The organism is Pseudomonas fluorescens (genome assembly GCF_902497895.1).
In the GTDB taxonomy this organism is placed as follows: Bacteria; Pseudomonadota; Gammaproteobacteria; order Pseudomonadales; family Pseudomonadaceae; genus Aquipseudomonas; species Aquipseudomonas fluorescens_BP.
This window is the reverse complement of the sequence record NZ_CABVHQ010000047.1, coordinates 24,548-48,421: the sequence shown is the minus strand read 5'-3', so window position 1 is coordinate 48,421 and position 23,874 is coordinate 24,548. Positions and strand designations below refer to the sequence as shown.

General features: G+C 60.4%; 16 protein-coding genes. 12 read left to right on the top strand and 4 right to left on the bottom strand.

Annotated elements, in window-relative coordinates:
* Positions 1-437: 437 nt before the first annotated feature.
* Positions 438-854: a DUF3010 family protein gene (locus F8N21_RS21380; RefSeq protein WP_150643999.1), complete on the bottom strand. Its 417-nt coding sequence runs from the start codon at positions 852-854 to the stop codon at positions 438-440.
* A 116-nt stretch (positions 855-970) separates the two neighbouring features.
* A complete protein-coding gene (locus F8N21_RS21375) occupies positions 971-1,372 on the bottom strand; it encodes a lysozyme inhibitor LprI family protein (protein ID WP_150643998.1) in 402 nt (133 codons plus the stop codon).
* Between the two features lie 221 nt (positions 1,373-1,593).
* Here F8N21_RS21375 and F8N21_RS21365 point away from each other — a divergent pair, with 221 nt between their 5' ends.
* From F8N21_RS21365 to F8N21_RS21325, 8 genes are all read left to right on the top strand, one after another.
* A complete protein-coding gene (locus tag F8N21_RS21365; protein WP_150643996.1) occupies positions 1,594-2,571 on the top strand; it encodes a dipeptidase in 978 nt (325 codons plus the stop codon).
* A gap of 170 nt (positions 2,572-2,741) precedes the next feature.
* Positions 2,742-3,272, top strand: coding sequence for a 4-vinyl reductase (locus F8N21_RS21360; protein ID WP_150643995.1), 531 nt, complete (start codon positions 2,742-2,744; stop codon positions 3,270-3,272).
* 15 nt (positions 3,273-3,287) lie between these two features.
* Positions 3,288-5,348: a dimethylglycine demethylation protein DgcA gene (dgcA, locus tag F8N21_RS21355; RefSeq protein WP_150643994.1), complete on the top strand. Its 2,061-nt coding sequence runs from the start codon at positions 3,288-3,290 to the stop codon at positions 5,346-5,348.
* Positions 5,349-5,569: 221 nt separating this feature from the next.
* Entirely contained in the window at positions 5,570-7,519 is a 1,950-nt protein-coding gene (gene dgcB / locus F8N21_RS21345; RefSeq protein ID WP_150643993.1) for a dimethylglycine demethylation protein DgcB, read from the top strand.
* Entirely contained in the window at positions 7,519-8,739 is a 1,221-nt protein-coding gene (locus F8N21_RS21340) for an electron transfer flavoprotein subunit alpha/FixB family protein (RefSeq protein ID WP_150643992.1), read from the top strand. The genes dgcB and F8N21_RS21340 overlap by 1 nt, the downstream gene beginning before the upstream one ends.
* 16 nt (positions 8,740-8,755) lie before the next feature.
* Entirely contained in the window at positions 8,756-9,526 is a 771-nt protein-coding gene (locus F8N21_RS21335) for an electron transfer flavoprotein subunit beta (RefSeq protein ID WP_150643991.1), read from the top strand.
* 111 nt (positions 9,527-9,637) lie between these two features.
* Positions 9,638-10,204, top strand: a complete 567-nt coding sequence (locus tag F8N21_RS21330) for a GNAT family N-acetyltransferase (protein ID WP_150643990.1) — start codon at positions 9,638-9,640, stop codon at positions 10,202-10,204.
* A gap of 184 nt (positions 10,205-10,388) precedes the next feature.
* A complete protein-coding gene (locus tag F8N21_RS21325; protein WP_150643989.1) occupies positions 10,389-11,246 on the top strand; it encodes an RHS repeat-associated core domain-containing protein in 858 nt (285 codons plus the stop codon).
* An 884-nt stretch (positions 11,247-12,130) separates the two neighbouring features.
* On the opposite strand, the gene gbcA is transcribed toward F8N21_RS21325, so the two are convergent.
* Positions 12,131-13,423 carry a glycine-betaine demethylase subunit GbcA gene (gene gbcA / locus F8N21_RS21320; RefSeq protein ID WP_150643988.1) on the bottom strand — a complete coding sequence of 431 codons (1,293 nt, stop codon included), beginning with the start codon at positions 13,421-13,423 and terminating at the stop codon, positions 12,131-12,133.
* 441 nt (positions 13,424-13,864) lie between these two features.
* Between gbcA and gbcB the strand changes: the two genes are divergently transcribed.
* Together gbcB and F8N21_RS21305 are read left to right on the top strand one after the other, a co-directional pair.
* Complete coding sequence (gene gbcB, locus F8N21_RS21310) at positions 13,865-14,965, top strand: glycine-betaine demethylase subunit GbcB (RefSeq protein WP_150643987.1); 1,101 nt, start codon at positions 13,865-13,867, stop codon at positions 14,963-14,965.
* Between the two features lie 202 nt (positions 14,966-15,167).
* The gene (locus F8N21_RS21305; RefSeq protein ID WP_412071659.1) at positions 15,168-17,225 is read left to right on the top strand and encodes a mechanosensitive ion channel family protein; all 2,058 of its coding nucleotides are present in this window, start codon (positions 15,168-15,170) and stop codon (positions 17,223-17,225) included.
* A 150-nt stretch (positions 17,226-17,375) separates the two neighbouring features.
* Here the strand turns inward: F8N21_RS21305 and F8N21_RS21300 are convergent, their stop codons facing one another.
* Complete coding sequence (locus F8N21_RS21300) at positions 17,376-21,698, bottom strand: DEAD/DEAH box helicase (protein WP_150643985.1); 4,323 nt, start codon at positions 21,696-21,698, stop codon at positions 17,376-17,378.
* Positions 21,699-22,024: 326 nt separating this feature from the next.
* On the opposite strand from F8N21_RS21300, the gene F8N21_RS21295 reads away from it, so the two are divergent.
* Together F8N21_RS21295 and F8N21_RS21290 are read left to right on the top strand one after the other, a co-directional pair.
* A complete protein-coding gene (locus F8N21_RS21295) occupies positions 22,025-22,909 on the top strand; it encodes a sugar nucleotide-binding protein (RefSeq protein ID WP_150643984.1) in 885 nt (294 codons plus the stop codon).
* Positions 22,902-23,831 (top strand): NAD-dependent epimerase/dehydratase family protein, encoded by a 930-nt coding sequence (locus tag F8N21_RS21290; protein WP_150643983.1) that lies wholly within the window; start codon positions 22,902-22,904, stop codon positions 23,829-23,831. The genes F8N21_RS21295 and F8N21_RS21290 overlap by 8 nt, the downstream gene beginning before the upstream one ends.
* The last annotated feature ends 43 nt before the right edge of the window (positions 23,832-23,874 follow it).

Below are 23,874 nucleotides of genomic sequence, written 5' to 3'. Positions count from 1 at the left end.
TACGCCCGTAGCAGCTGCCGAGCCTGCGAGGCTGCGTTCGGCCGCGAAGCGGTCGTAAAATCAGGCAACACGCTTTTTCAGGTAAACCGCGGGCATAGGATTTGCGACGACTGCGTCCTCGAACGCAGCCTCGCAGGCTCGGCAGCTGCTACGGATTCAGCCCTACGCCGTATTTCAAAGTTGTGTAGATACCTATGCCCAGGGGGGCGAGGGGACTGATCGGGGGATGTACAAGGTCTAATGCGACCTGAACAATCTGCTTTGAATCCATAATCGACACGGTGTTTCAGGTCGCAGCACACCGACAGACACTTAGGTCAGTCCCCTCGCCCCTTTGGGGAGAGGGTTAGGGTGAGGGGTGTTTTTTGAGCCTGGCGAACAATCTGAAGTGCTCCTCGCAAAAATGCCGCTTAACTGACTGGCATTGGGCGTGTGGCCTACTTTTTCATCAGTGCCGAACACGCCGATTTAAACGCCTCATGCTGATACTTGTGCAGCGTCGCTGGCAGTTCGAAGTCGAATTTCTTGTACTGTGCGTTGATGGTCTGCGGGGAGAGCAGGGTGACCTCGCAGTTTTCCAGTAACTGGAAAATCCCCTCGATCTTGAACGTGGTCGGCCCACCGGCGAATTCGCCTTTTTTGCTGCGTTTCTTGATGACGATCCGGTCGATGGTGTTCTCGCGAACAAAAGACCCTACCTGAGCGGCAAAGATTTTGACGTTGGCGGCTTCGTCATCATCGTCGAGGGCGATTTTCCTGGTGGCAAGAGCGACGTGGGTGAGGACCTGATTGTCGATGGAGGCGACCGCGATGATTGCCTCGCTGCCTTTGATCTCGATGCCGCAGATTTTCATGTGAATCCTTTGGATTTCGTTGGATGGAGCGTTGTTCGCTCTATCGTTTTCGCGGGCAAGTCGGATCGCCGCACCGCCGCTCCCACACAAGTCCGCTTGCGCGAGTAATGCGCAAACTATTCCTGCGCGATCGACTCCAGAAACTCCGACCGTTCGTCACTCATCCGCGCCACACAATCATTTTGCGCAATGGTGTAGGCCTTGCTGCCGGGTTTGGCAGGGAAGGACTCCACGGCACAGTCGGCATCGCGTTGTTTTTGCCACAGTTGCTGGGCGGTTTTGATCTTGCCGGTGATGTCGTTGAGCTGGGTCTTGTCGTTGCCGTACAGGGTACCCAGCCGCTCGAACAGGGCCTGGACGTTGTCGCTGAGCAATTGTTCGGCGGTAGTTTTGTTGAAAGTCGCGCATTCCAGAGTCTGTTGGTCATGTTCCACGTCATCGCACGGCGTGATGTCGGCTTCTTCAGCCGCCTGTACGCCGGTCGCTATCAGTGCCAAAACCAGGAAGATCGATTTCATTGCGTCGCCCCAAATCCGTTGATGCGGCGAATTCTCGCCCAAGCGCAAGGCAAAGAACAGATGAGCTTTGGTCGTGTCTTGAGACCCTTTGTCGCGGATTGACGCTTTCGGCAATTCCCTTGTCGTTTTTGCACCCGGCTGCCCCAGCCCTCAGGCATATGCTGACCCCAAAGCGCCGGCAGACGATTCGGCGCATGAATCGCGAATAAGGGGACAGCCTGATGAGCCCAGCCGAATTGCACGCCGACAGCATCGTTATCGACGGGCTGATCATTGCCAAGTGGAACCGTGAGCTGTTTGAAGACATGCGCAAGGGCGGTCTGACCGCGGCCAACTGCACCGTATCGGTGTGGGAGGGCTTCCAGGCCACCGTCAACAACATCGCCGCCAGTCAGAAATTGATCCGCGAGAACAGCGACCTGGTGATCCCGGTGCGCACCACTGCCGATATCCGCAAGGCCAAGGAACAGGGCAAGACCGGCATCCTCTTCGGTTTCCAGAATGCCCACGCCTTCGAAGACCAGATCGGCTATGTCGAGATCTTCAAGCAGCTGGGCGTCGGTATCGTGCAGATGTGCTACAACACCCAGAATCTGGTGGGCACCGGTTGCTACGAGCGTGATGGCGGCCTGTCGGGTTTCGGTCGCGAGATCGTTGCCGAAATGAACCGCGTCGGGGTCATGTGCGACCTGTCCCACGTCGGCTCCAAGACCTCCGAAGAAGTCATTCTCGAGTCCAAGAAGCGGGTCTGCTACTCCCACTGCCTGCCGTCGGGCCTTAAAGAGCACCCGCGCAACAAGTCTGACGCAGAACTCAAGTTTATCGCCGACCACGGTGGTTTCGTCGGTGTGACCATGTTTGCGCCGTTCCTGGCCAAGGGTATCGATTCGACCATCGACGACTACGCCGAAGCCATCGAATACACCATGAACATCGTCGGCGAAGACGCGATCGGTATCGGTACCGACTTCACCCAGGGCCATGGCCAGGACTTCTTCGAATACCTGACCCACGACAAGGGCTACGCCCGCCGTCTGACCAGTTTCGGCAAGATCATCAACCCGCTGGGCATCCGCACCGTCGGCGAGTTCCCGAATCTCACCGAGACCCTGCTCAAGCGCGGTCACCCTGAGCGCGTGGTGCGCAAGATCATGGGCGAAAACTGGGTGAACGTCCTCAAGGACGTCTGGGGCGAATAACACCACTTTCAAACAACGATTCCTGTAGCAGCTGCCGAGCCTGCGAGGCTGCGTTGCGGTCCGCAGGACCGCCCTCGGGGGCCGCTTCGCAGCCCAACGCAGCCTCGCAGGCTCGGCAGCTGCTACGGCCACTTATCGCCTTAATACATCGAATTCTGGAGTTTTTACGCATGGCCAAGATCGCCCCGCAATTGCCTATCGAAGTCGACAGTGAGACCGGTGTCTGGACCTCTGACGCCCTGCCGATGCTGTATGTGCCACGTCATTTCTTCGTCAACAACCACATGGGTATCGAAGAAGTACTGGGCGCCGACGCTTACGCCGAAATCCTCTACAAGGCCGGCTACAAGTCCGCCTGGCACTGGTGCGAAAAAGAAGCTGAGTGCCACGGCCTGGAAGGTGTCGCGGTATTCGAGCACTACATGAAACGCCTGTCGCAACGTGGCTGGGGGCTGTTCAAGATCCAGGACATCGACCTCGATAAAGGCACCGCCAGCGTCAAGCTCGAACACTCCGCGTTCGTCTACGTGTATGGCAAGGTCGGGCGCAAGGTCGACTACATGTTCACCGGCTGGTTTGCCGGTGCCATGGACCAGATTCTGCAAGCCCGCGGCAGCAAGATCCGCACCGTCGCCGAACAAGTCTACGGTGGCTCCGAAGAAGGCCACGACGACGGCCTGTTCATCGTCAAGCCGTTGTAAGTCGAGGACCCCGCCATGGCTTTCGAAGCAATGTTCCAGCCGATCCAGATCGGCAAACTGACCATCCGCAACCGCGTGCTCAGCACCGCGCACGCCGAGGTCTATGCGACCGACGGCGGGATGACCACCGATCGGTACGTGAAGTACTACGAAGAGAAAGCCAAGGGCGGGATCGGCCTGGCGATTTGCGGCGGTTCTTCCAGCGTGGCCATCGACAGCCCGCAAGGCTGGTGGAAATCGGTCAACCTGGCCGACGACCGGATCATTCCGCATTTCCAGAATCTGGCCGACGCCATGCACAAGCATGGCGCCAAGATCATGATTCAGATTACCCACATGGGCCGTCGTTCGCGCTGGGATGGCGAGCATTGGCCAACCCTGCTGTCGCCGTCGGGCATCCGTGAGCCGGTGCACCGTGCGACCTGCAAAACCATCGAGCCGGAAGAAATCTGGCGGGTGATCGGCAACTATGCCACCGCTGCCGGGCGGGCCAAGGCCGGGGGCCTGGATGGCGTTGAATTGTCGGCGGTGCACCAGCACATGATCGACCAGTTCTGGAGCCCGCGCGTCAACAAACGCACCGACGAATGGGGCGGCAGCTTCGAGAACCGCATGCGTTTCGGCCTGGAAGTGCTCAAGGCGGTGCGCAAGGAAGTCGGTCCGGACTTCTGCGTCGGTATCCGTCTGTGCGGCGACGAGTTCCATCCCGATGGCCTGAGCCATGAGGACATGAAGCAGATCGCCAAGTACTACGACGACACCGGTATGCTCGACTTCATCGGTGTGGTCGGTTCGGGTTGTGACACCCACAACACCCTGGCTAACGTTATCCCGAACATGAGTTATCCACCGGAGCCGTTCCTGCATCTGGCCGCCGGTATCAAGGAAGTGGTCAAGGCCCCGGTGCTGCACGCGCAGAACATCAAGGACCCGAACCAGGCCACGCGGATTCTGGAAGGCGGCTACGTCGACATGGTCGGCATGACTCGCGCCCATATCGCCGACCCGCACTTGATCGCCAAGATCAAGATGGGCCAGGTCGACCAGATCAAACAATGCGTCGGCGCCAACTACTGCATTGACCGTCAGTACCAGGGCCTGGATGTGCTGTGCATCCAGAACGCCGCGACCTCCCGTGAGTACATGGGCGTGCCGCACATCATCGAGAAATCCACCGGTGTGAAACGCAAGGTGGTGGTGGTCGGTGCCGGTCCTGCCGGTCTGGAAGCCGCACGGGTATCTGCCGAGCGTGGCCACGACGTGACCCTGTTCGAGAAGAAAGACACCCTGGGCGGGCAAATCACCACCGCGTCGAAAGCCCCGCAACGGGACCAGATCGCCGGTATTACCCGCTGGTTCCAGCTGGAACTGGCGCGATTGAAAGTGGATGTGCGCCTAGGCACCGCGGCCGATGCCGCGACCATTCTCGACCTGCGTCCGGATGTGGTGGTGCTCGCCAATGGCGGTCATCCATTCCTCGAGCAGAACGAACATTGGGGCGCCGCTGAAGGTCTGGTGGTCAGCAGTTGGGACGTGCTCGACGGCAAAGTCGCGCCGGGCAAGAACGTGTTGGTCTACGACACCATTTGTGAATTCACCGGGATGTCGGTCGCCGACTTCCTGGCCGACAAAGGCAGTCAGGTCGAAATAGTCACCGATGACATCAAGCCGGGCGTGGCCATTGGCGGTACGTCGTTCCCGACTTACTACCGCAGCATGTACCCCAAAGAAGTGATCATGACCGGCGACATGATGCTGGAAAAGGTCTACCGCGAAGGCGACAAGTTGATTGCCGTGCTGGAAAACGAATACACCGGCGCCAAAGAGGAGCGGGTGGTTGACCAGGTGGTGGTGGAAAACGGCGTGCGTCCTGACGAAGAAATCTACTACGCACTGAAGGAAGGTTCGCGCAACAAGGGCCAGATGGACATCGAAGCCTTGTTCGCAATCAAGCCGCAGCCTTCGCTGAGCCAGGCGGGTGACGGCTACCTGCTGTTCCGCATCGGCGACTGCGTGGCCCAGCGCAACACCCACGCGGCGATCTACGACGCGCTGCGGTTGTGCAAGGATTTCTAACGGTATCACCACCCTCACCTGTGGCGAGGGGGCTTGCCCCCGTTCGGCTGCGAAGCAGTCGTAAAACCGGCCAATGCATTTTTTCTGACAGACCGCATTGGTTGATTTGGGGCCGCTTCGCAGCCCAACGGGGGCAAGCCCCCTCGCCACAAGTAGGTGCATGGCCTTCATCGGCACGCACATGAACCCGTGCAAGACCCCGAGGTCTTTGGGAGCTCCACATGTTAAACACCCTTCTTCCAATCCTGCTGTTCGCTGCCCTGGGCCTGGCTGTCCTCGGCGCGTTGCGGCGGGTGGCTATGTGGCGCCGGGGCCGGGCCTCCAAGGTCGACCTGATCGGCGGCCTGTTCGCCATGCCCAAGCGCTACATGGTCGATTTGCACCATGTCGTGGCCCGGGACAAATACATCGCCAACACCCACGTCGCCACCGCTGGCGGCTTTGTGCTGGCTGCGGTGCTGGCGATTCTGGTGCACGGCTTCGGCCTGCAGAACCGCATCCTCGGTTACGCCTTGCTGTTCGCCTCGGTGCTGATGTTTGTCGGCGCGGTCTTTGTTGCCCTGCGTCGGCGCAATCCACCGGCGCGGTTGTCGAAAGGCCCGTGGATGCGTCTGCCGAAAAGCCTGATGGCGTTTTCCGTCAGTTTCTTCCTGGTGACCTTGCCGGTGGCCGGGATTCTCCCTGCCGACTTCGGTGGTTGGCTGCTGGCCGCCGTGTTGGGTCTGGGTGTGCTGTGGGGCGTGTCGGAAATGTTTTTCGGCATGACCTGGGGCGGGCCGATGAAGCACGCCTTTGCCGGTGCCTTGCACCTGGCCTGGCACCGCCGCGCCGAGCGCTTTGGTGGTGGTCGTTCCACCGGTTTGAAGCCGCTGGACCTGAATGATCCAAAAGCACCGCTGGGCGTAGAGAAACCCAAGGATTTCACCTGGAACCAGTTGCTCGGCTTCGACGCCTGCGTGCAGTGCGGTAAATGCGAAGCGGCGTGCCCGGCCTTCGCGGCAGGCCAGCCGCTGAACCCGAAAAAGCTGATTCAGGACATGGTTGTCGGCCTGGCTGGCGGTACCGACGCCAAGTTTGCGGGCAGCCCGTATCCCGGCAAGCCGATTGGTGAACACGGCGGCAACCCGCATCAACCGATCGTCAACGGTCTGGTGGATGCTGAAACCCTATGGTCCTGCACCACTTGCCGCGCCTGCGTCGAGGAATGTCCGATGATGATCGAGCACGTCGATGCCATCGTCGACATGCGTCGTCACCTGACCCTGGAAAAAGGCGCGACCCCGAACAAGGGCGCCGAAGTCCTGGAAAACCTGATTGCCACCGACAACCCTGGCGGTTTCGCCCCGGGCGGGCGGATGAACTGGGCGGCGGACTTGAACCTGAGCCTGCTCAGCGAGAAGAAAACCACCGACGTGCTGTTCTGGGTCGGCGACGGGGCATTCGACATGCGCAACCAGCGCACCCTGCGCGCCTTTGTCAAAGTACTGAAAGCGGCCAAGGTCGACTTCGCCGTGCTGGGTCTCGAAGAGCGCGACAGCGGCGACGTGGCCCGGCGCCTGGGTGATGAAGCGACCTTCCAGACCTTGGCCAGACGCAATATCCAGACCCTGGCCAAGTACAGCTTCAAGCGCATCGTCACCTGCGATCCCCACAGTTTCCATGTGCTGAAAAACGAATACGGCGCCTTCGACGGCAACTATGTGGTGCAGCACCACAGCACCTACATGGCGGAAATCATCGGTGCCGGCGCGCTCAACCTCGGCCAGCACAAAGGCAGCAGCGTGACCTATCACGATCCTTGCTACCTCGGCCGCTACAACGGCGAATACGAGGCACCCCGTGAAGTGCTGCGGGCGCTGGGGATCGAGATCAAGGAAATGCAACGCTCCGGTTTCCGCTCGCGCTGCTGCGGCGGCGGTGGCGGTGCGCCGATCACTGACATTCCCGGCAAGCAGCGGATCCCCGACATGCGCATGGAAGACATTCGCGAAACCGGCGCCGAGCTGGTGGCCGTGGGTTGTCCACAGTGCACCGCGATGCTGGAAGGCGTGGTCGAACCACGGCCACTGATCAAGGATATTGCCGAACTGGTGGCCGATGCGTTGCTCGAAGACGCAACGCCGGGAAAGCCCTCGGCACCGGCCAAACGTGAACCTGCGGAGGTGCATTGATGAGCGACATTATCCGCCGCGATCCTCGCGCTGAATGGATCGCCCGCAATCGTCTGCACCCGCTGCATGCCGCCATGCAGCCGGTGCAACACAGCTGGATGGGGCCTAACGGCATCATTCGCAAGAATCCCCACGGCATCGGTTTTATCGGCCCCAACGGCATCAAGCGCATTGACCGCAGCGGCGCTCAGCAAGGCGGCGCGGCCAAGCGTTCGGCCACCGTCGAAGTGCAATTGCCGCTGCATCAAGTGGCGCAACCGGCGTTCTACATCAGCGTCGTTCCGGACATGGTCGGTGGCCGCTTGAGCAGCCATGACCGCGACCTGCTGGGCCTGGCCCATCAATTGGCCGGCAACGACGGTGCGGTGCTGGCCGTGGTCTTTGGCGAGCACAAGGAAAACGCTTTCGCCACGGCGGGCGTTGACCGCTTGCTGGTGCTCGAAGGCGATGAGTTCAGCGGTTATGCACCGGAACAGCGGGTCCAGGGCCTGCGGTCTGTGGATAACCAGTTCAATCCGCGGCACTGGCTGCTGCCGGACAGCCGCAGCGGTGGCGGCGAACTGGGCCGACGCTTTGCTGCTGCCTTGGGCGAGCGCCCGGCGACGCGGGTCTGGCAGGTCAAGGGTGATGAATGTATCGGCCGCGCCGGTGCCGGCCTGCAGGATCTGGCACGGCCAGTCGCACGCTTGATTCTGGCAGCTGCCGAGTGCGCCGAACCGGTCAGCGAAACCCGTCACGAGGCCTTGCCGGTGGAGTTATCCACAGCCGCTGCGCGCAGTTTGTCGCGTATCGAAGACCTCGGAGCGGTGGCGGTCGATCCGGCCGCGATCCCCATGGCCGAAGCCGAATTCATTTTCTCCGGCGGCAACGGGGTCAGGGACTGGCCGCTGTTCCACAAGACCGCAGCGGCCCTCGGCGCGACCGAAGGTGCTTCGCGGGTGGCGGTGGACGATGGCTTCATGGCTCGTGACCGTCAGGTCGGGGCCAGCGGCACCTGGGTCACGGCACGGGTGTATGTCGCCGTGGGTATCTCCGGGGCGATCCAGCACCTGCAAGGCATCGGTGCCTGCGACAAGGTGGTGGCGATCAACCTCGATCCGGGCTGCGACATGATCAAGCGCGCCGACCTATCGGTGATCGGCGAGAGTGCAGAGATTCTTCAAGCCTTGATCGCGGCGGTAGAGGCTTACCGCAACGAAGCCAAGCGCGATGCGGCTTAAGGGAAGGACTTAGCGTATGAGTACCAATGTGATCAGTCTGGTGTCCATCGGCGCCCACCCGACCTCCGGCCGCCCGCGGCGTGCCGAACAGGATGCCCGGGCGGTTGAGCTGGGCTTGCAACTGGCGGGAGACAAGCTGCAAGTGCTGCACGCCGGCGATATCGCCGAACCGGCGCTGCGGGCCTATCTGGGCATGGGCCTGGCGCAGCTGCACGTGCTGGAACAACCACAAGGCGCCGATGCGCTGCCGGCATTGACCGAGTATCTGCGTGGCGCCGGAGTTCAAGTGGTACTGACCGGAAGCCAGGCAGAAACCGGTGAAGGTTCGGGCATGCTGCCGTTCCTGCTGGCCGAGAACCTGGGCTGGCCGTTGGTGGTGGGCCTGGCCCAGGTCGAGTCCATCGACGGCGGCGTAGCGCTGGTACTGCAAGCCTTGCCACGGGGCCAGCGTCGACGCCTGAAAGTCCGTCTGCCGTTTCTTGCGACTGTGGATAACGCTGCGCCCAAGCCTCGGCAGAGTGCCTATGGCCCGGCGCGACGCGGGGTGTTGCAGGCCGATGACGTTGAAGTCGTCGACGATGAACTGCTCGCAGTCGCAATCCTGCAACCGGCCAAGCCGCGGCCAAAACGCTTGAAAGTGATCAAGGCCAAGAGCGGCGCCGATCGCATGAAAGCCGCGACGGCCAAGGCCAGTGGCGGGGGCGGGCAGGTGCTTAAAGGGTTGAGTCCTGAGGCAGGGGCTGAGGCGATTCTCAAGCTGCTGATTGAAGAAGGCGTGGTTCGCTAGCGTCGAGCTTCAAGTTGCAACAACCGGATATATAACCGTCCCTCCGGCGCGTTGTCGCGTCTAAAGCGTCCGTGTAAAAACGGACGCTTAATGTCCTGTGGAGTCAGGTAAATGGCAGTTGAGTTTCGTTCGGCCGTGCGCGCGGATGCGCGGGAGATTGCTCGTTTATTTCAGATTTCATCAGAGGGCGCTTCGGACTACATCTGGAGCCAGCTGGCGCAGCCAGGGCAGGATCTGCTGGAGGTGGGCGCCAGTCGGTACGCCCGTGACGATGTGGATTTCTCATGGCAGAACTGCCTCATCGCCGAGGCAGGGGGAAACGTCATTGGCATGATGCACAGCTACGTGATGCGTCACGATCCACTGGCGGCTCCCGTGACCGATCCGGTCCTGGCGCCGTATGCCAGGATGGAAATTCCCGACACCCTCTATATTTCCAGCCTGGCGCTTCATGAGGGCTGGCGGAATCAGGGCCTGGGCAAGCAATTCCTTGCCTACGCTTACGATCGTGCCAACCTGCTTGGGCTCAATGGCTTGAGCCTGATCGACTACGCCGTGAACACCGGCGCCCGTCGGTTTTACGAGCGCTACGGCTTCCGTATCGTCGATACCTGCCAGATCACGCCCCATCCGATGATTCGGGTTACGGGTGAAGCCTATCTGATGTATCGGCCATAGGCGTGATGCCTACGGTTTTTGCCTGAGGCGACCCTAGCAGAACTGCTAGTGTTGGTTTTTCCGGCTGTTTGATAGGGTACCGAACAGGTGATCCCGCTTGTCATGAGCGGGGTTGACCACAGGTTCAGCCCGCGAAAAACGCATAACGCTGCGGGTCAATCAGCTCTGTGTAAGGACGCCGTTGATGCCCGCTCCCCGCCAACCTCAAGGTTCCACCCGCTCTCCAGCGACGCACATCGCGTTCTCGCGAACCTTGTTGCTGGCTACCGACCTGCAGCAAAGCATCCTCGCCGAACTGGACCGCAGTGGCCCGAACCGCCTTGCTTATACCGCCTATGGCTCGCAGAGCGGCCAGGGTACAGCGGGCACCCACCTAGGCTTCAACGGACAACGTCGAGAGCGTCCCACTGGTTGGTATCACTTGGGAAATGGTCATCGCGTGTACAACCCGGTATTGATGCGTTTTCACTGCGCGGATCGGTTGAGCCCGTTTGGAAAGGGTGGGGTGAATGCTTATGTTTACTGTGGTGGGGATCCCATTAACTTTGAAGATCCGTCAGGACAGTTTGCGATCATTTCTCTATTGATCCAACGTTTGGAAACCATCGCACTCCATCTTGGAATCATTACTGCAACCGTTACCACCGTGGTTAAGACGCGCCCGATGGGGTTGGCGCTGAACGCCGCCCGGATCAGCCTGGTAGGGTCTCCTATTTCTATTGTCGGAGCAGGCATGCAACTGGCGGGATACCCAGTGGGCGCGATTGTGTCAAACGTAGGGACTGCCCTTTCGGTTGCAGGTGTCGCAACAAGAACCTTTATTGGTGCCCAAGATATCTTGAGACAGGCTAAACCCTGGCAATACTTTCGAAATGGTGTCAGGCATATATGGAATGGAAATAGTCCTCCTCAAGTACCCGCGGCCGCTATTCCGAATCCCCCTCAGGTCAACATTCCGATGAATACAGTCCAAAGTAGACGCTCTTCGGTAACTGGAGAGGGCTTAACTGCTTCAACACAAATCAGAAGGAACAGCAGGTGATTTTTACCCACAATCCCTGTTAGCGGTTCTGTGGATAAGATGTTCGCGCCTCGCTGTACGCTATACAAATCAACGCTTACAGCCGCTTGTACGAAAATCGACCAGCGTAACTCACCGTTTTTCCGAGCTTTTTTCTGTGGATAAGGAAATCCCCAGTCTCCCTCCCGGTGAATACTTGCCCCCAAAGTCTGTTGGCGGTTCTGTGGATAAGATGTTCGCTATCCTCTGTAGCCCACGTAAAACGTTGCTTTCAGAGATTTGATTGAAAATCGACCAATCAAGCCTTTTGACCTCTAGAACACCGTCCAAACCCAGATATTTCGGGGCGCGGAGCGGTTTTCCACAAGGAAGAGCGAATTATCCAAAGTTGCCCCCAAAGTCTGTTGGCGCTTCTGTGGATAAGGTGTTTGCCTTCCGCTGCAGGCCGCGCTCTGCTTGGCTTTGCGCGATGTGATCAAAAAACAGCCAGTTCCTGGTAAAAACCCTGCTTCTGGATAAGTCACGGATTTTCTTGGGTTTGTGTGAATAAAGTTGAGGGCGAATCTCGACTTGCCCACATTAACTGTGGGTGGCTATGTGGATAACTTGTTGGTGAAGTGTCAGGACCCTTGGTGCGTATAGGTCCGGCAGCGATAGTTCATATTTCGTACAGTTATAAGAGCTGATGGGGGATCACGAATTGGGGCGGGGGGCCGCGAGGTGGGAGATGGGTTTGCGGCGATGGACTGGAGTTGATTGTCAGAACGCTTTAAGCGAACGCTGCCCCCTGTAGGAGCGAGCTTGCTCGCGATGGACTCAAAGACGGCGCGTTATTCAGAAAACACGCGTTATCGTTAACGTCCATCGCGAGCAAGCTCGCTCCTACAACAGGGACCTCTTTTCCTTTACTGTGCTGCGACGCCCTTGAGGTAAGCCGGGGCTTCGGCCCCGAGGTTGTTCAGCAGACGCTCGCTGTACCAGTCCACAAAGTTCACCACACCGAACTCATAGGTCTTGGAGTACGGACCAGGCTGATAGGCGGTGGAGTTGATGCCGCGCTGGTTTTCTTCGGCCAGACGACGGTCCTGGTCGTTGGTCGCATCCCAGACCTGGCGCATGCGCTCGACGTCGTAATCCACTCCTTCGACCGCGTCCTTGTGCACGATCCACTTGGTGGTGACCATGGTTTCCTGGGCGCTGATCGGCCACACCGTGAAGACGATGATGTGATCGCCCATGCAGTGGTTCCAGGAATGGGGCAGGTGCAGGATACGCATCGAGCCCAGGTCCGGGTTCTGGATCCGCCCCATGAGTTTTTTGCAGCCTTGCTTGCCATCGATGGTCATCGATACGGCGCCCTTGAGCAGCGGCATGCGCACGATGCGGTTACGCAGGCCGAAGCTGGCGTGTGCGTAAGGGATCTTCTCGGCTTCCCAGGCAGAAGCGGAGGCGGCCACGTGGTCCTTGAACGCCTGGTCGGCGCGCGGGTCGGTGACGTCGTCCCATTCCAGCAGGGTTTTCAGCAGTTCCGGGTGCGAGGCGTTGCAGTGGTAGCACTCGCGGTTGTTTTCCAGCACCAGCTTCCAGTTGGCTTTTTCGAACAAGGTGGTCTGAATCGCCACCTTGGTGTTCTCCATGTCGTACGGTTCCATGTAATGGTTCAGCGTCGACAGGAAGTCATCAATGGCCGGTGGGTTCTGCGCCAGGCTGATAAAGATGTAGCCACCGGCGGTCTTCACATTCACCGGCTTGAGGCCGTACTGCTTCATGTCGAAGTCGGCGCCCATCTCGGTGCCGGCGAACAGCAGGCGCCCGTCCAGCTCGTAGGTCCACTGGTGGTAATGGCAAACCAGCTTGGCGACCTTGCCTTTTTCGCTGGTGCACAGCCGTGAACCGCGGTGGCGGCAGACGTTGTGGAACGCATGCACCTGACCTTCGGCGCCACGAATGACGATGATCGGGTTCTTGCCGATCTGCAGGGTCAGGAAGTTGCCCTTGGTCGGGATTTCGCAGGTCATGCCGGCGATCAACCACTCTTTCTGGAAGATTTCCTGCATGTCGATATCGAACAGCCGCTCATCAGAGTAAAACGGCTGCGGCAGAGAGAAAGTCCGCTCGCGGCTTTGCAGCATCTCTGCGGTGGCCTTGCGTGCGGGTTCCAGCGGATCGCCCAAGCTCAGGGTTGCGGTGACGTCCATCGTTTAAGTCCTCATGGCCATTCTGTGTGGCCGGCGAAAGTGGCTACTGGTGGCCTGTGTGGCGGGTTTGGCTGGTCAAGTTCGGCGCCTGAAGTCCTGATCCTGCGTTGGCGCTCCTCGCCATAGCGGGCTATGACTCGTCGCGCCGCCTTGGCTCAGAACTCCATGCATCCGAACTTGATCCAGCCAAACCCGCCACACAGGCCATGGTGCTACGCAAGGCTAATAAATCAGCTGTTATCTGTTGAAGCGAGTGTGCGGTCGCGCGCCTCGGGAATCTTATCCATGGGCGACATGGCCCAATCTGTTCCCGACGCGCAACCCCCGGTGGTTGGGGGCTGGTCGCGATAAGTATGTGAATGTCGCAGATAGGTAAGTGGTCGGTTCGCACCTTGAGCAGAATCGCCAACATGAGGCCGACAGTCGGCCGTGGAGACCCGCATGTCCAACAGCTTCCTGAACCCGGTAACAACCCAGACCTGGGCCAATGGTCGGCACATCGTCCGTTGCGTCAAAGTCATCCAGGAAACCTGGGACGTGCGCACCTTTTGTTTCATGGCTGATCAGCCCATTCTGTTTTTCTTCAAGCCCGGGCAGTTCGTCACCCTGGAGCTGGAAATCGACGGAGTGCCGGTCATGCGCTCCTATACCATTTCCAGCTCGCCTTCGGTGCCGTACAGCTTTTCGGTAACCATCAAGCGGGTGCCCGGCGGCAAGGTCTCGAACTGGTTGCACGACACCTTGCATGAAGGTCAGGAACTGGCGGTGCACGGCCCGGTCGGGTTGTTCAATGCAATGGACTTCACCGCGCCGAAAGTGCTCTACCTCAGCGGTGGCGTCGGTATCACCCCGGTGATGTCCATGGCCCGCTGGTTCTATGACACCAATGGCAATGTCGATATGGTGTTTATCCACAGCGCCCGCTCGCCTAAAGACATCATTTATCACCGCGAGCTGGAACACATGGCGTCGCGGATCGACAACTTCAGCCTGCACCTGATCTGTGAGAAACATGGTCTGGGCGAACCCTGGGCCGGTTATCGCGGTTACCTGAATCTGAAGATGCTCGAATTGATGGCGCCGGACTTCCTTGAACGCGAAGTGTTCTGCTGTGGCCCGACGCCGTACATGAACGCGGTCAAACGCATGCTCGAAGCCAACGGCTTCGACATGTCGCGTTATCACGAAGAATCCTTCGGCGCGACTCCGCCGGAAGCGCGGGCCGATGCGGTGGAACAAGCCGAACAGGCAGCCGACGCTCCGGAAATCGATGTGGCCGACCTGCATCAGGTGGAATTCACCGCCTCCGGCAAAAGCATTCGCGTCGCACCGGGCGAAACCGTGCATGCCGCCGCCGCCAAGCTTGGCCTGTTGATTCCCAAAGCCTGCGGCATGGGCATCTGCGGCACCTGTAAGGTGATGAAACTCGGCGGGGAAGTCGAGATGGAGCACAACGGCGGGATTACCGAAGAAGACGAGGCCGAAGGTTTTATTCTCTCGTGCTGCAGCGTGCCGAAGGGTGATGTACGGATCGAATTCTGATGTGAGGGCATAAAAGCTGGGTTGACAGGCAGTTAAAGGGTCAAGATGGTCGGGATTTTTCGGGCATGGGCATCGCGAAGGCGAACTTGTCGGGCTTTTCCCGATCAGTTCTTTACCCATTCTGCTGAAGGAGCCCTGCATTTTGTTCAAACTCAGGACCGCGTTACTGCTTGGAACGCTGCTGATCTTCGGCAGTGGCGAAATGACGGCGGCAACGACCTCGACCGTTGCCCCACCACCGGAAAAACCGGAACTGCTGGTCGAGGGCGGGTTGCTCGGGGCAATCAGTTCAAGCATTGATGAAGTCCAGGACCAACTCGACCTCAATGAAGACCTGGTGGACGCCTGGCGTCTGCGCGCCGATCGCGCCGTGAGTGAGGTGGATCGGCTGGTCAACCAGCCCTCGTCGCGTTCGACCTGGAGCCTGATCGGTGATTTCCTGCTGTTGTCCAGTGTGTGGGGCGGCGCTTTTGCGCTTCTCAGCCTGCTCGGCGGCGTGCTCGCCAAGCGCCTCAACCAGCATCGATGGCTCAATACCCGCGCGCGCAGTCGGGCGCTGCTCCGCTATCTGCTGCCGTACACCTTGCCGGCCGTCATCTGCGTGCCTCTGACGCTGTTCGTCAGCCACTTTCTGCAAGCCTCGATCGGCAAGGCGCTGGCGTTGTGTTTTGCCTACGCCACCAGCAGCGGTATTTTCTCGACCTCGGCGTTGCTGTGTCTGATCGTGATGTTCAACGTCGGACACAAGCGCCCGGCCGTGCGTATTATCCGTGGCTATTCGGCGCTGCCGCTGTTCCTGATAGGCTTTTTCGCCGCGCTGAGCGATGCCCTGACCAGCCCGCAGATCGCCCGCCAGGTGGGCGGCAATATCACCAGCAGCGTCGCGGTGTTCACCGGTTTTTTCGCGTCGATAATCTTCGGTTTGCTGGTGATCCGTCTGCGCCGCCCGGTCGCCCATCTGATTCGCAATCGATCGCTGTCCCAACGCGTGAAGCAGCCAGCGTTGCAGGAGTCACTACGGATTTTTTCCGGGCTCTGGTACTGGCCGATCCTGCTGATGGTGCTGGTCTCGGCAATCAACGTGATCGGCGCCGGTGAAGACAGCCAGAAGGCGCTGCGCTGTGCGTTGATGACCACCGTGCTGCTGATCGCCATGGTGTTCTTGAGCACCTTGCTCCAGCATCTGTTCAAGCCTCGCAGTGCCTTGACTGTTCAGCGAATCAGCGCGTACAGGGAACGATTCCTCAGCCTGTTGCATGCGCTGCTGAGGATTGTTCTGGCCGTCGCATTCATCGAAGTGCTGGGGCGGATCTGGGGTGTGTCATTGTTCGAGTTCGCTGAGCGCAATTCGATGGGCCGGGCCATCAGTGACTCGTTGAGCAGTATCGGGCTGATTTTGCTGGTGACCTGGCTGTTGTGGGTGGTACTCGATACGGCGATTCAGGAGGCCTTGAAGCCACCGGTCAGCAAGCGCTCGGCGCGCCAGCCCAGTACTCGGGTGAAAACCATCCTGCCGCTGCTGCGCAACGCGATCAAAATCATTCTGGTGGTGATCTGTGCGATCACCACCATGGCCAACCTGGGGATAAACGTTGCGCCACTGCTGGCCGGTGCCGGGGTGGTCGGGCTGGCGATCGGTTTCGGTTCGCAGCAATTGGTCCAGGACGTGATCACCGGGCTGTTCATCATCATCGAAGACACGCTGTCGATTGGCGATTGGGTGGTGCTCGATTCCGGCCACGCCGGCACGGTCGAGGGCCTGACCATTCGCACCCTGCGTCTGCGTGATGGCAAGGGCTTCGTGCATTCGGTGCCGTTTGGCCAGATCAAGGCGGTCACCAATCAGTCGCGGCAATTCGCCTATGCGTTCTTCTCGGTGCAGTTCAACTACGATACCGATGTCGACAAGGCCATTGAACTGATCCACGAGGCCGGGCGTTCAATCAGTGAAGATCCATTCCTCAAATACAACCTGCAAGGTCCGCTGGAAGTGTTCGGCGTGGACAAGATGGACCTCAACGGGGTGGTGCTGACCGCACAGTTCCGCACGGTGTCGGGTGGGCAATATGTGGTGAACCGGGCATTCAACCAGCGCCTGAAAAAGCTTGTGGATAACAGCCCTTGGGTGCATTTCGCGCAAACTTATCCACAGCAGGTTTTGCTGCCTGTTCGCGGTGGCCAGGTGGATGAGCCTGAGGATGAGGGGCCGCCGGCGGACAGTCATTTGCTGTTGTTGCCGGATCGGCCGAGTACGCAGTAGGAGCGAGCTTGCTCGCGATGGGCTCAAGGGCGGCGCGTTTATTCAGGCAACACGCGTTATCGTTAACGTCCATCGCGAGCAAGCTCGCTCCCACAAGGTTTGATGTTGTTTTCAGTCCGTAGCGCAAGCCCACAAGGGTTGATGTTGTTTTCAGGTGCGATGCTGGATCAGTTTGTTGCGCAATTCGGCACTGGCCTGCTGATCCAGTTCCAGCCAGTAATGCTGCTTGCCGGCGATTTCGGCGGCGGCAGGCAAGCCGTCGCGGTATACCAGTCGATTGCTGGCCAGCGCCGGAACCTTGTTGCCCGGCAGCAGTGTGCCCGCGAGGTTCAATGGATCGACACCGCAGACTCCGATCAGGCTGCCGTCATGGGGCCGCCGACGCACTTCACGCAATAGAGGAATCGCCTCTGGCAACGCGAACTGTTCGCCCGCCAGGCCACTGACGAAACGTCCACCGCGAATCTCGCCTCTGGCCTCCAGTCGATGGAAGGTGCGCAGCAGTTCGCGCCAACTGGGCAGCCAGTCTGCCTCGCGCTCCAGCAGACGCCAGAACACCACGCCATAACGCCGCAGCAAGGTCATTGCGACATGCTCCAGGGTTGCCGCCGGCGTTTGTCCAGGACGAGTGACTTCGCTCACCTTAGGGGGCGTCAGGCGGCGCAACAGGGCCCAGCGCCCGGCATCGTCCATGCCGCCGATAAACGCCCCGCGTCCACGCCTACCGCTGTGGGCCTGACGTTTGCTCGCTGGGGTAATCAGGGCGCGCAGCCCGGCGAAGCTGTCGGCATTCACCAGCCCGGCGCCCACCAGTTCCTGCAATGCGCTTTCCAGTTCGCTGCGCAGCAGATGGGCTTCGTGCAGCAGTTCGTCGAAAAACAACGCGCCATGTTGGCTCAGGGCCTGGTGGACTTTTTGGGTTTTTGGCGACAACTCGCTGCTGTCGGTCTGCTCGGTCAAACTGCTCCAGAGCGCCACCTGGCTACGCGGCAGCAACACGATAGGGGTACTGCGCAACGCCGCACTCGCCGGTTTGTTGTGCGCGGTCAAACGGCTCCAGACCAGTTTGCCGCTGCGGCACAGGTCATCCAGCCAACTGGCGCTATAGCCTTTGAGGCGCACCGGCAGAATATCGCTGTCCCAGGCCGCGGCCGCCGCCGGATAGCCTTCGAACTGGCTGACGATTTCTGGCAAAAAGGCGCTGCCCTGGCCTTGTGTCGCACTCGAAACATGCTGCCAATCGAACAGAAAGCGCATGAAATCCTGCAGCGCCACCGGCTCGATCTCCCGGCGCAGGCGTCTGACGGTGTAGCGATGAATGCGCGCGAGCAAATGTCGCTCGCACCATTGTCCCAGGGTGACGCCGGGGCTGAAGTGTCCGCGCAGCACGTAGCCTTCAGCTTCCAGTTGCGCCAGGGCCTGAGTGATGCGGGCCGGCGGCAGCGCCAGTGGTTCGGCGATCTCGCTTAACGGCAACGGCCCGAAAGCGCTGAGACGGGCGCGGAGCACTTCCACCAGTGCTTCATCGACATCCCAGGTTTCATCGAAGCCGGGCAAGGCCTGTAACTCGGGGAGCAACGTGGCCTCGGAGTAAAGTGCCTGCAGCAGTGTCAGGCGCTCCAGCGCCAGCCATAACCACTGCCCGGGATTGATCTGCAAACGACTGGCGCGGCCAGTGTCGGCCAAGGCCTGCAGCCAGGTCAGCCACTGCTCATTGGCTTGCGCCTCGGCATCAGTCATGCACGCCAGGCTCATCAGCGCTTCGTGCATTTCATCGACACCCGTGGGCGCCGGCCAGGCTTCGTCGCGCACCGCTTGAATCGCCTCGGTATCCAGCGCGCCCAGATCATCGGTCGATTGCGGGTCACTCCAGCGCCGGTTGAGCACGGCTTGGGTGCGCCGTTCCTCCAGCGGTGCGTCATCGAGAAAGGTGTAGGGCCGCGCGCTCAAAATCTCCGCGGCCAGGGGTGAGGGGGCCGGCAGGTCGCGGCTGATCAGCCGGACTTCGTCGTTCTCGATCCGTCGCAGCAAGGTGAGCCAGCCTTCGCTGTCCATCGCCTCGTGCAAGCAATCGTCGAGAGTTTGTTCCACCAGCGGATGCTCGGGAATTTCCCGTTCCCCTGCGAGATTTTCCAGGCAGGCGATCTGATCGGGAAACACGCTGGCGATCAGGTCTTCGCTTTTCATCCGCTGGACCTGCGGCGGGACTTTGCGTCCGCCGCTGTAGCGGGGCAGGGCTAGCGCGACGCCGGCATTCCAGCGCCAGCGCACGCCGAACAGCGGCGCCTCGAGCACGGCTTGAGTCAGGATGTGCTCGGCGCTGTTGCTGTTGAGGTAGCGCCAGACCTCCTCCAGCTCAAAGCTGTGGCTGGTCGACAGCGACAACACGATAGCGTCCTCGCTGGCGGCGGCCTGCAACTCGAAATTGAAGGTGCGGCAAAAACGCTTGCGCAGCGCCAGGCCCCAGGCGCGATTGATCCGGCTGCCGAACGGGCTGTGGATGATCAGCTGAGTGCCGCCGGACTCATCGAAAAACCGCTCCATGATCAGCGTGTCCCGGGACGGCAAGGCACCCAGGGTCGTACGTGCACGCGCGAGGTATTCCACCAGCTGCTCGGCGCTGGCGACATCCAGGCCGAGGCTGTCGGTCAACCAGTCGAGGCTGGTCTGCAGCTCGCCGGGCGTGGCGCTGAGCAATTCATCGAGGCCCGCGTGCAAGCGCGCTACGGCGAACGACAGCTCCGCACTGCGTCCCGGCGCTTCGCCGAGCCAGAAGGGGATGGTCGGCGGTTGTCCCTGAGCGTCTTCGACCCGAACCTTGCCGGGTTCGACCCGCAGGATCCGGTACGAGGTATTGCCCAGCTGGAAAATATCGCCGGCGATGCTTTCAACGGCGAAGTCCTCATTGACGCTGCCGATATTCAGGCTCTGGGGCTCCAGCAGGACGCTGTAGTCAGCGTTGTCCGGGATAGTTCCGCCGCTGGTTACGGCGGTCAGCTTGCTGCCTCGTCGGCCACGCAGGGTGCGGGTCAGCGCGTCGCGATGCAGGTAGGCGCTGCGGACACCCTGCCGACCGTTGTAGCCCTCGGCGAGCATCCGCAAGATGGCCTGGTAATGCTCTTCATCAAGATCGACATAGGGCCAGGCGCGGCGGATCAGCTCCAACAACGGCTGCTCCTGCCATTCCTGGCAGCTGACCTCGGCGACGATTTGCTGAGCCAGAACATCCAGTGGTGCAGTGGGAATCAATAGAGTGTCGAGTTCGCCGCGACGCACGCAGTCGAGCAGGGCTGCGCATTCGATCAGGTCATCGCGGGTGGTGGCGAACAAACGTCCCTTGGGGGTGCCGCCGACCTGGTGCCCGGAGCGGCCGACCCGCTGCAGGAAAGCGGCGATCGAACGCGGCGAACCGATCTGACAGACCAGGTCGACATCGCCGATATCGATGCCCAGTTCCAGCGACGCGGTGGCGATCAGCACTTGCAAGTCGCCGCGCTTGAGCCGTTGTTCGGCGTCCAGGCGCAATTCCTTGGCCAGGCTGCCATGGTGGGCGGCCACCGCCTGTTGGCCGAGACGCTCGCTCAAATGCCGGCTCAGGCGTTCGGCCAGACGCCGGGTGTTGACGAAAACCAGCGTAGTCCGGTGTTCGCGGGCGAGGGCGGCGAGGCGGTCATACACCAATTCCCAGACGTCATTGGCCATCACCGCCGACAACGGCACCGGCGGCACCTCAATGGCCAGATCCCGTGGGCGGGCGTGGCCGATGTCGACAATCTCGCAAGGACGCTCGCGTCCCACCAGAAAGCGCGACACCGCTTCGAGGGGTTTTTGCGTGGCCGACAGGCCGATCCGCATCAAGGGTTCGCCACACAGCGCCTGCAAACGCTCCAGGCTCAACGCCAGATGACTGCCGCGCTTGCTGCCAGCGATAGCGTGAATTTCGTCGACGATTAGTGTTCGCACGCTGCCGAGCATGCGTCGGCCGGAGTCCGATCCGAGTAATACGTAGAGTGATTCAGGGGTTGTCACCAGAATATGCGGCGCACTTTTGCGCATTGCCGTGCGGTCTTTTTGCGGGGTGTCGCCGGTACGCACTGCGGTGTTGATCTGCAATTGAGGCAAACCCATGCGCCGCAATTGCTCGGTAATCCCCGCCAGCGGGTTCTGCAGGTTGATCTGAATGTCGTTGGACAGCGCCTTGAGCGGCGAGACGTAGACCACCAGGGTCTCGTCCGGCAGTTGGCCGCCGTGCTCCAGCCCGCGATGGACCAGCTCATCCAGCACCGCGAGAAACGCGGTCAGGGTCTTCCCCGAGCCGGTGGGCGCGGCGACCAGGGTTGAGCGGCGCTGGCGGATCAACGGCCACGCCCGGGCCTGGGCGGCGGTGACCGATGGGAAAGTCGCGTTGAACCAGGCGCTGACGGCGGGGTGAAAGCCCGTCAGGGCGTTGTCCGCTGATTCGGGAAGATTCATGCAGAGATTTATGCGGCCGATGGGCAGAACTTGCAACCCATGGCTAGAGTCCCGTAGCAGCTGCCGAAGGCTGCGTTCGGCTGCGCAGCAGTCGTAATTGGACTAACTCGTTCAACCTGACAGATCACAATGGCATGTTCTACGACCGCTTCGCGGCCGAACCCAGCCTTCGGCAGCTGCTACGCCTGGGTACTCTGCAGCACTTTATAAGTGACGGTTGCGCTGGAAACCCGCAAAATGCAACGATTCAGGTAGTTATCAACGGCAAGGCCCCAAGGCTTTGTGATAAAAACCATCGTTCTACACAGACTGGGCCTGCTGACTTTATGCGAATGCGCCTTATGTTACTGGGCGGCGGAAATGCCCTTGGGCAGGCGCTGATTCGCCTCGGTGCGGAGGAAGATATCGGTTTCCTCGCCCCCCGTCCGCCAGAAGCCGGCTGGGATGCCGCGAGCCTGACGCAACTGCTCGACGACACCCGGCCGGATGCCTTGATCAACCTTGCGTACTACTTCGACTGGTTTCAGGCGGAGTCGGTCCCCGAGGCGCGTCTGGCCGGCCAGGAACGGGCGATCGAGCGCCTTGCCGAACTGTGCAAGCATCACAACATTGTCCTGATGCAGCCTTCCAGCTACCGGGTGTTCGATGGTTCGCGAGCCACGGCCTATAGCGAAAAAGACGAACCGGTACCCCTGGGATCGCGTGGCCAGGCCTTATGGCGGATGGAGCAGAGTGTCCGTGCGACCTGTCCACAACATGTCTTGTTGCGATTTGGCTGGCTGCTCGATGACAGCGCCGACGGAACCCTCGGGCGTTTCCTCGCGCGTGCTGAACAGCCTGAAGAATTACTGATGGCCGATGACCGGCGGGGCAACCCGACGCCGGTGGATGATGCGGCGCGAGTGATTATCTCGGTGCTCAAGCAACTGGATTGCTCGGCACCGCTGTGGGGCACCTACCACTATGCCGGGCAGGAGGCGACCACGCCGCTGGCATTGGGTCAGGCGATCCTGACCGAGGCGCGTCAGCTACACTCGCTAGCGATTGAATCGCCGACTGCACAAGCCCATGCCGCGCGCCCGGATGCTGGCGAAGAGCCACAGCACGCGGTGTTGGCTTGCAAGAAGATTCTCCACACTTTCGGGATCAAGCCCCGCGCCTGGCGTGCGGCACTCCCGGGCTTACTGGATAGGTTTTATCGCCATGGCTGACGGTCCTGTTTTGATCACCGGCGGTGCCGGATTTATTGGTTCGCACCTGGTCGACGCCTTGCTCGCCAAGGGGTATTCGGTGCGGATCCTCGATGATTTATCCACCGGCAAACGCAGCAACCTGGCGCTGGACAACCCTCGGGTCGAACTCATTGAAGGCGATGTCGCCGATGCCGCTCTGGTGGCGCGGGCCATGCTCGGTTGCCAGGCGGTCGCACATCTCGCGGCCGTGGCTTCGGTGCAGGCCTCGGTGGATGACCCGGTGCGCACTCATCAGAGCAACTTCATTGGCACCCTGAATGTCTGCGAAGCGATGCGTCAGGCCGGGGTCAAACGCGTGCTGTTCGCCTCGAGTGCGGCGGTCTATGGCAACAATGGCGAGGGTGCGTCGATCGACGAAGACACGCCCAAGGCACCGTTGACACCTTACGCCTCGGACAAACTGGCGAGTGAATACTACCTCGACTTCTACCGCCGTCAGCACGGGCTGGAGCCGGTGGTGTTCCGTTTCTTCAACATCTTCGGTCCGCGTCAGGATCCATCATCACCCTATTCCGGGGTGATCAGCATTTTCAGCGAGCGGGCGCAAAAAGGACTGCCGATCACGGTGTTCGGTGACGGTGAGCAGACTCGCGATTTCGTGTATGTCGAAGACCTGGTGGACGTACTGGTGCAAGCCATTGAAGCGCCGCAGGTGGAAGCGGGCGCGATCAATGTCGGGTTGAACCAGGCGACCACGCTCAAGCAACTGCTCGCAGCTCTGGCCGAAGTGGTGGGGGAGTTGCCGCCGGTGACCTATGGTCCGGCGCGTTCCGGTGATATCCGTCACTCGCGGGCGAACAATCAACGGCTGCTGCAACGTTTCATATTTCCGCAGCAGACCCCGATGAGTGTCGGGCTGGCGCGGTTGCTGGGGCGTTGAAGCTTTATTGAAAACATGAAAAAGGCGCCCGGTTGAGGCGCCT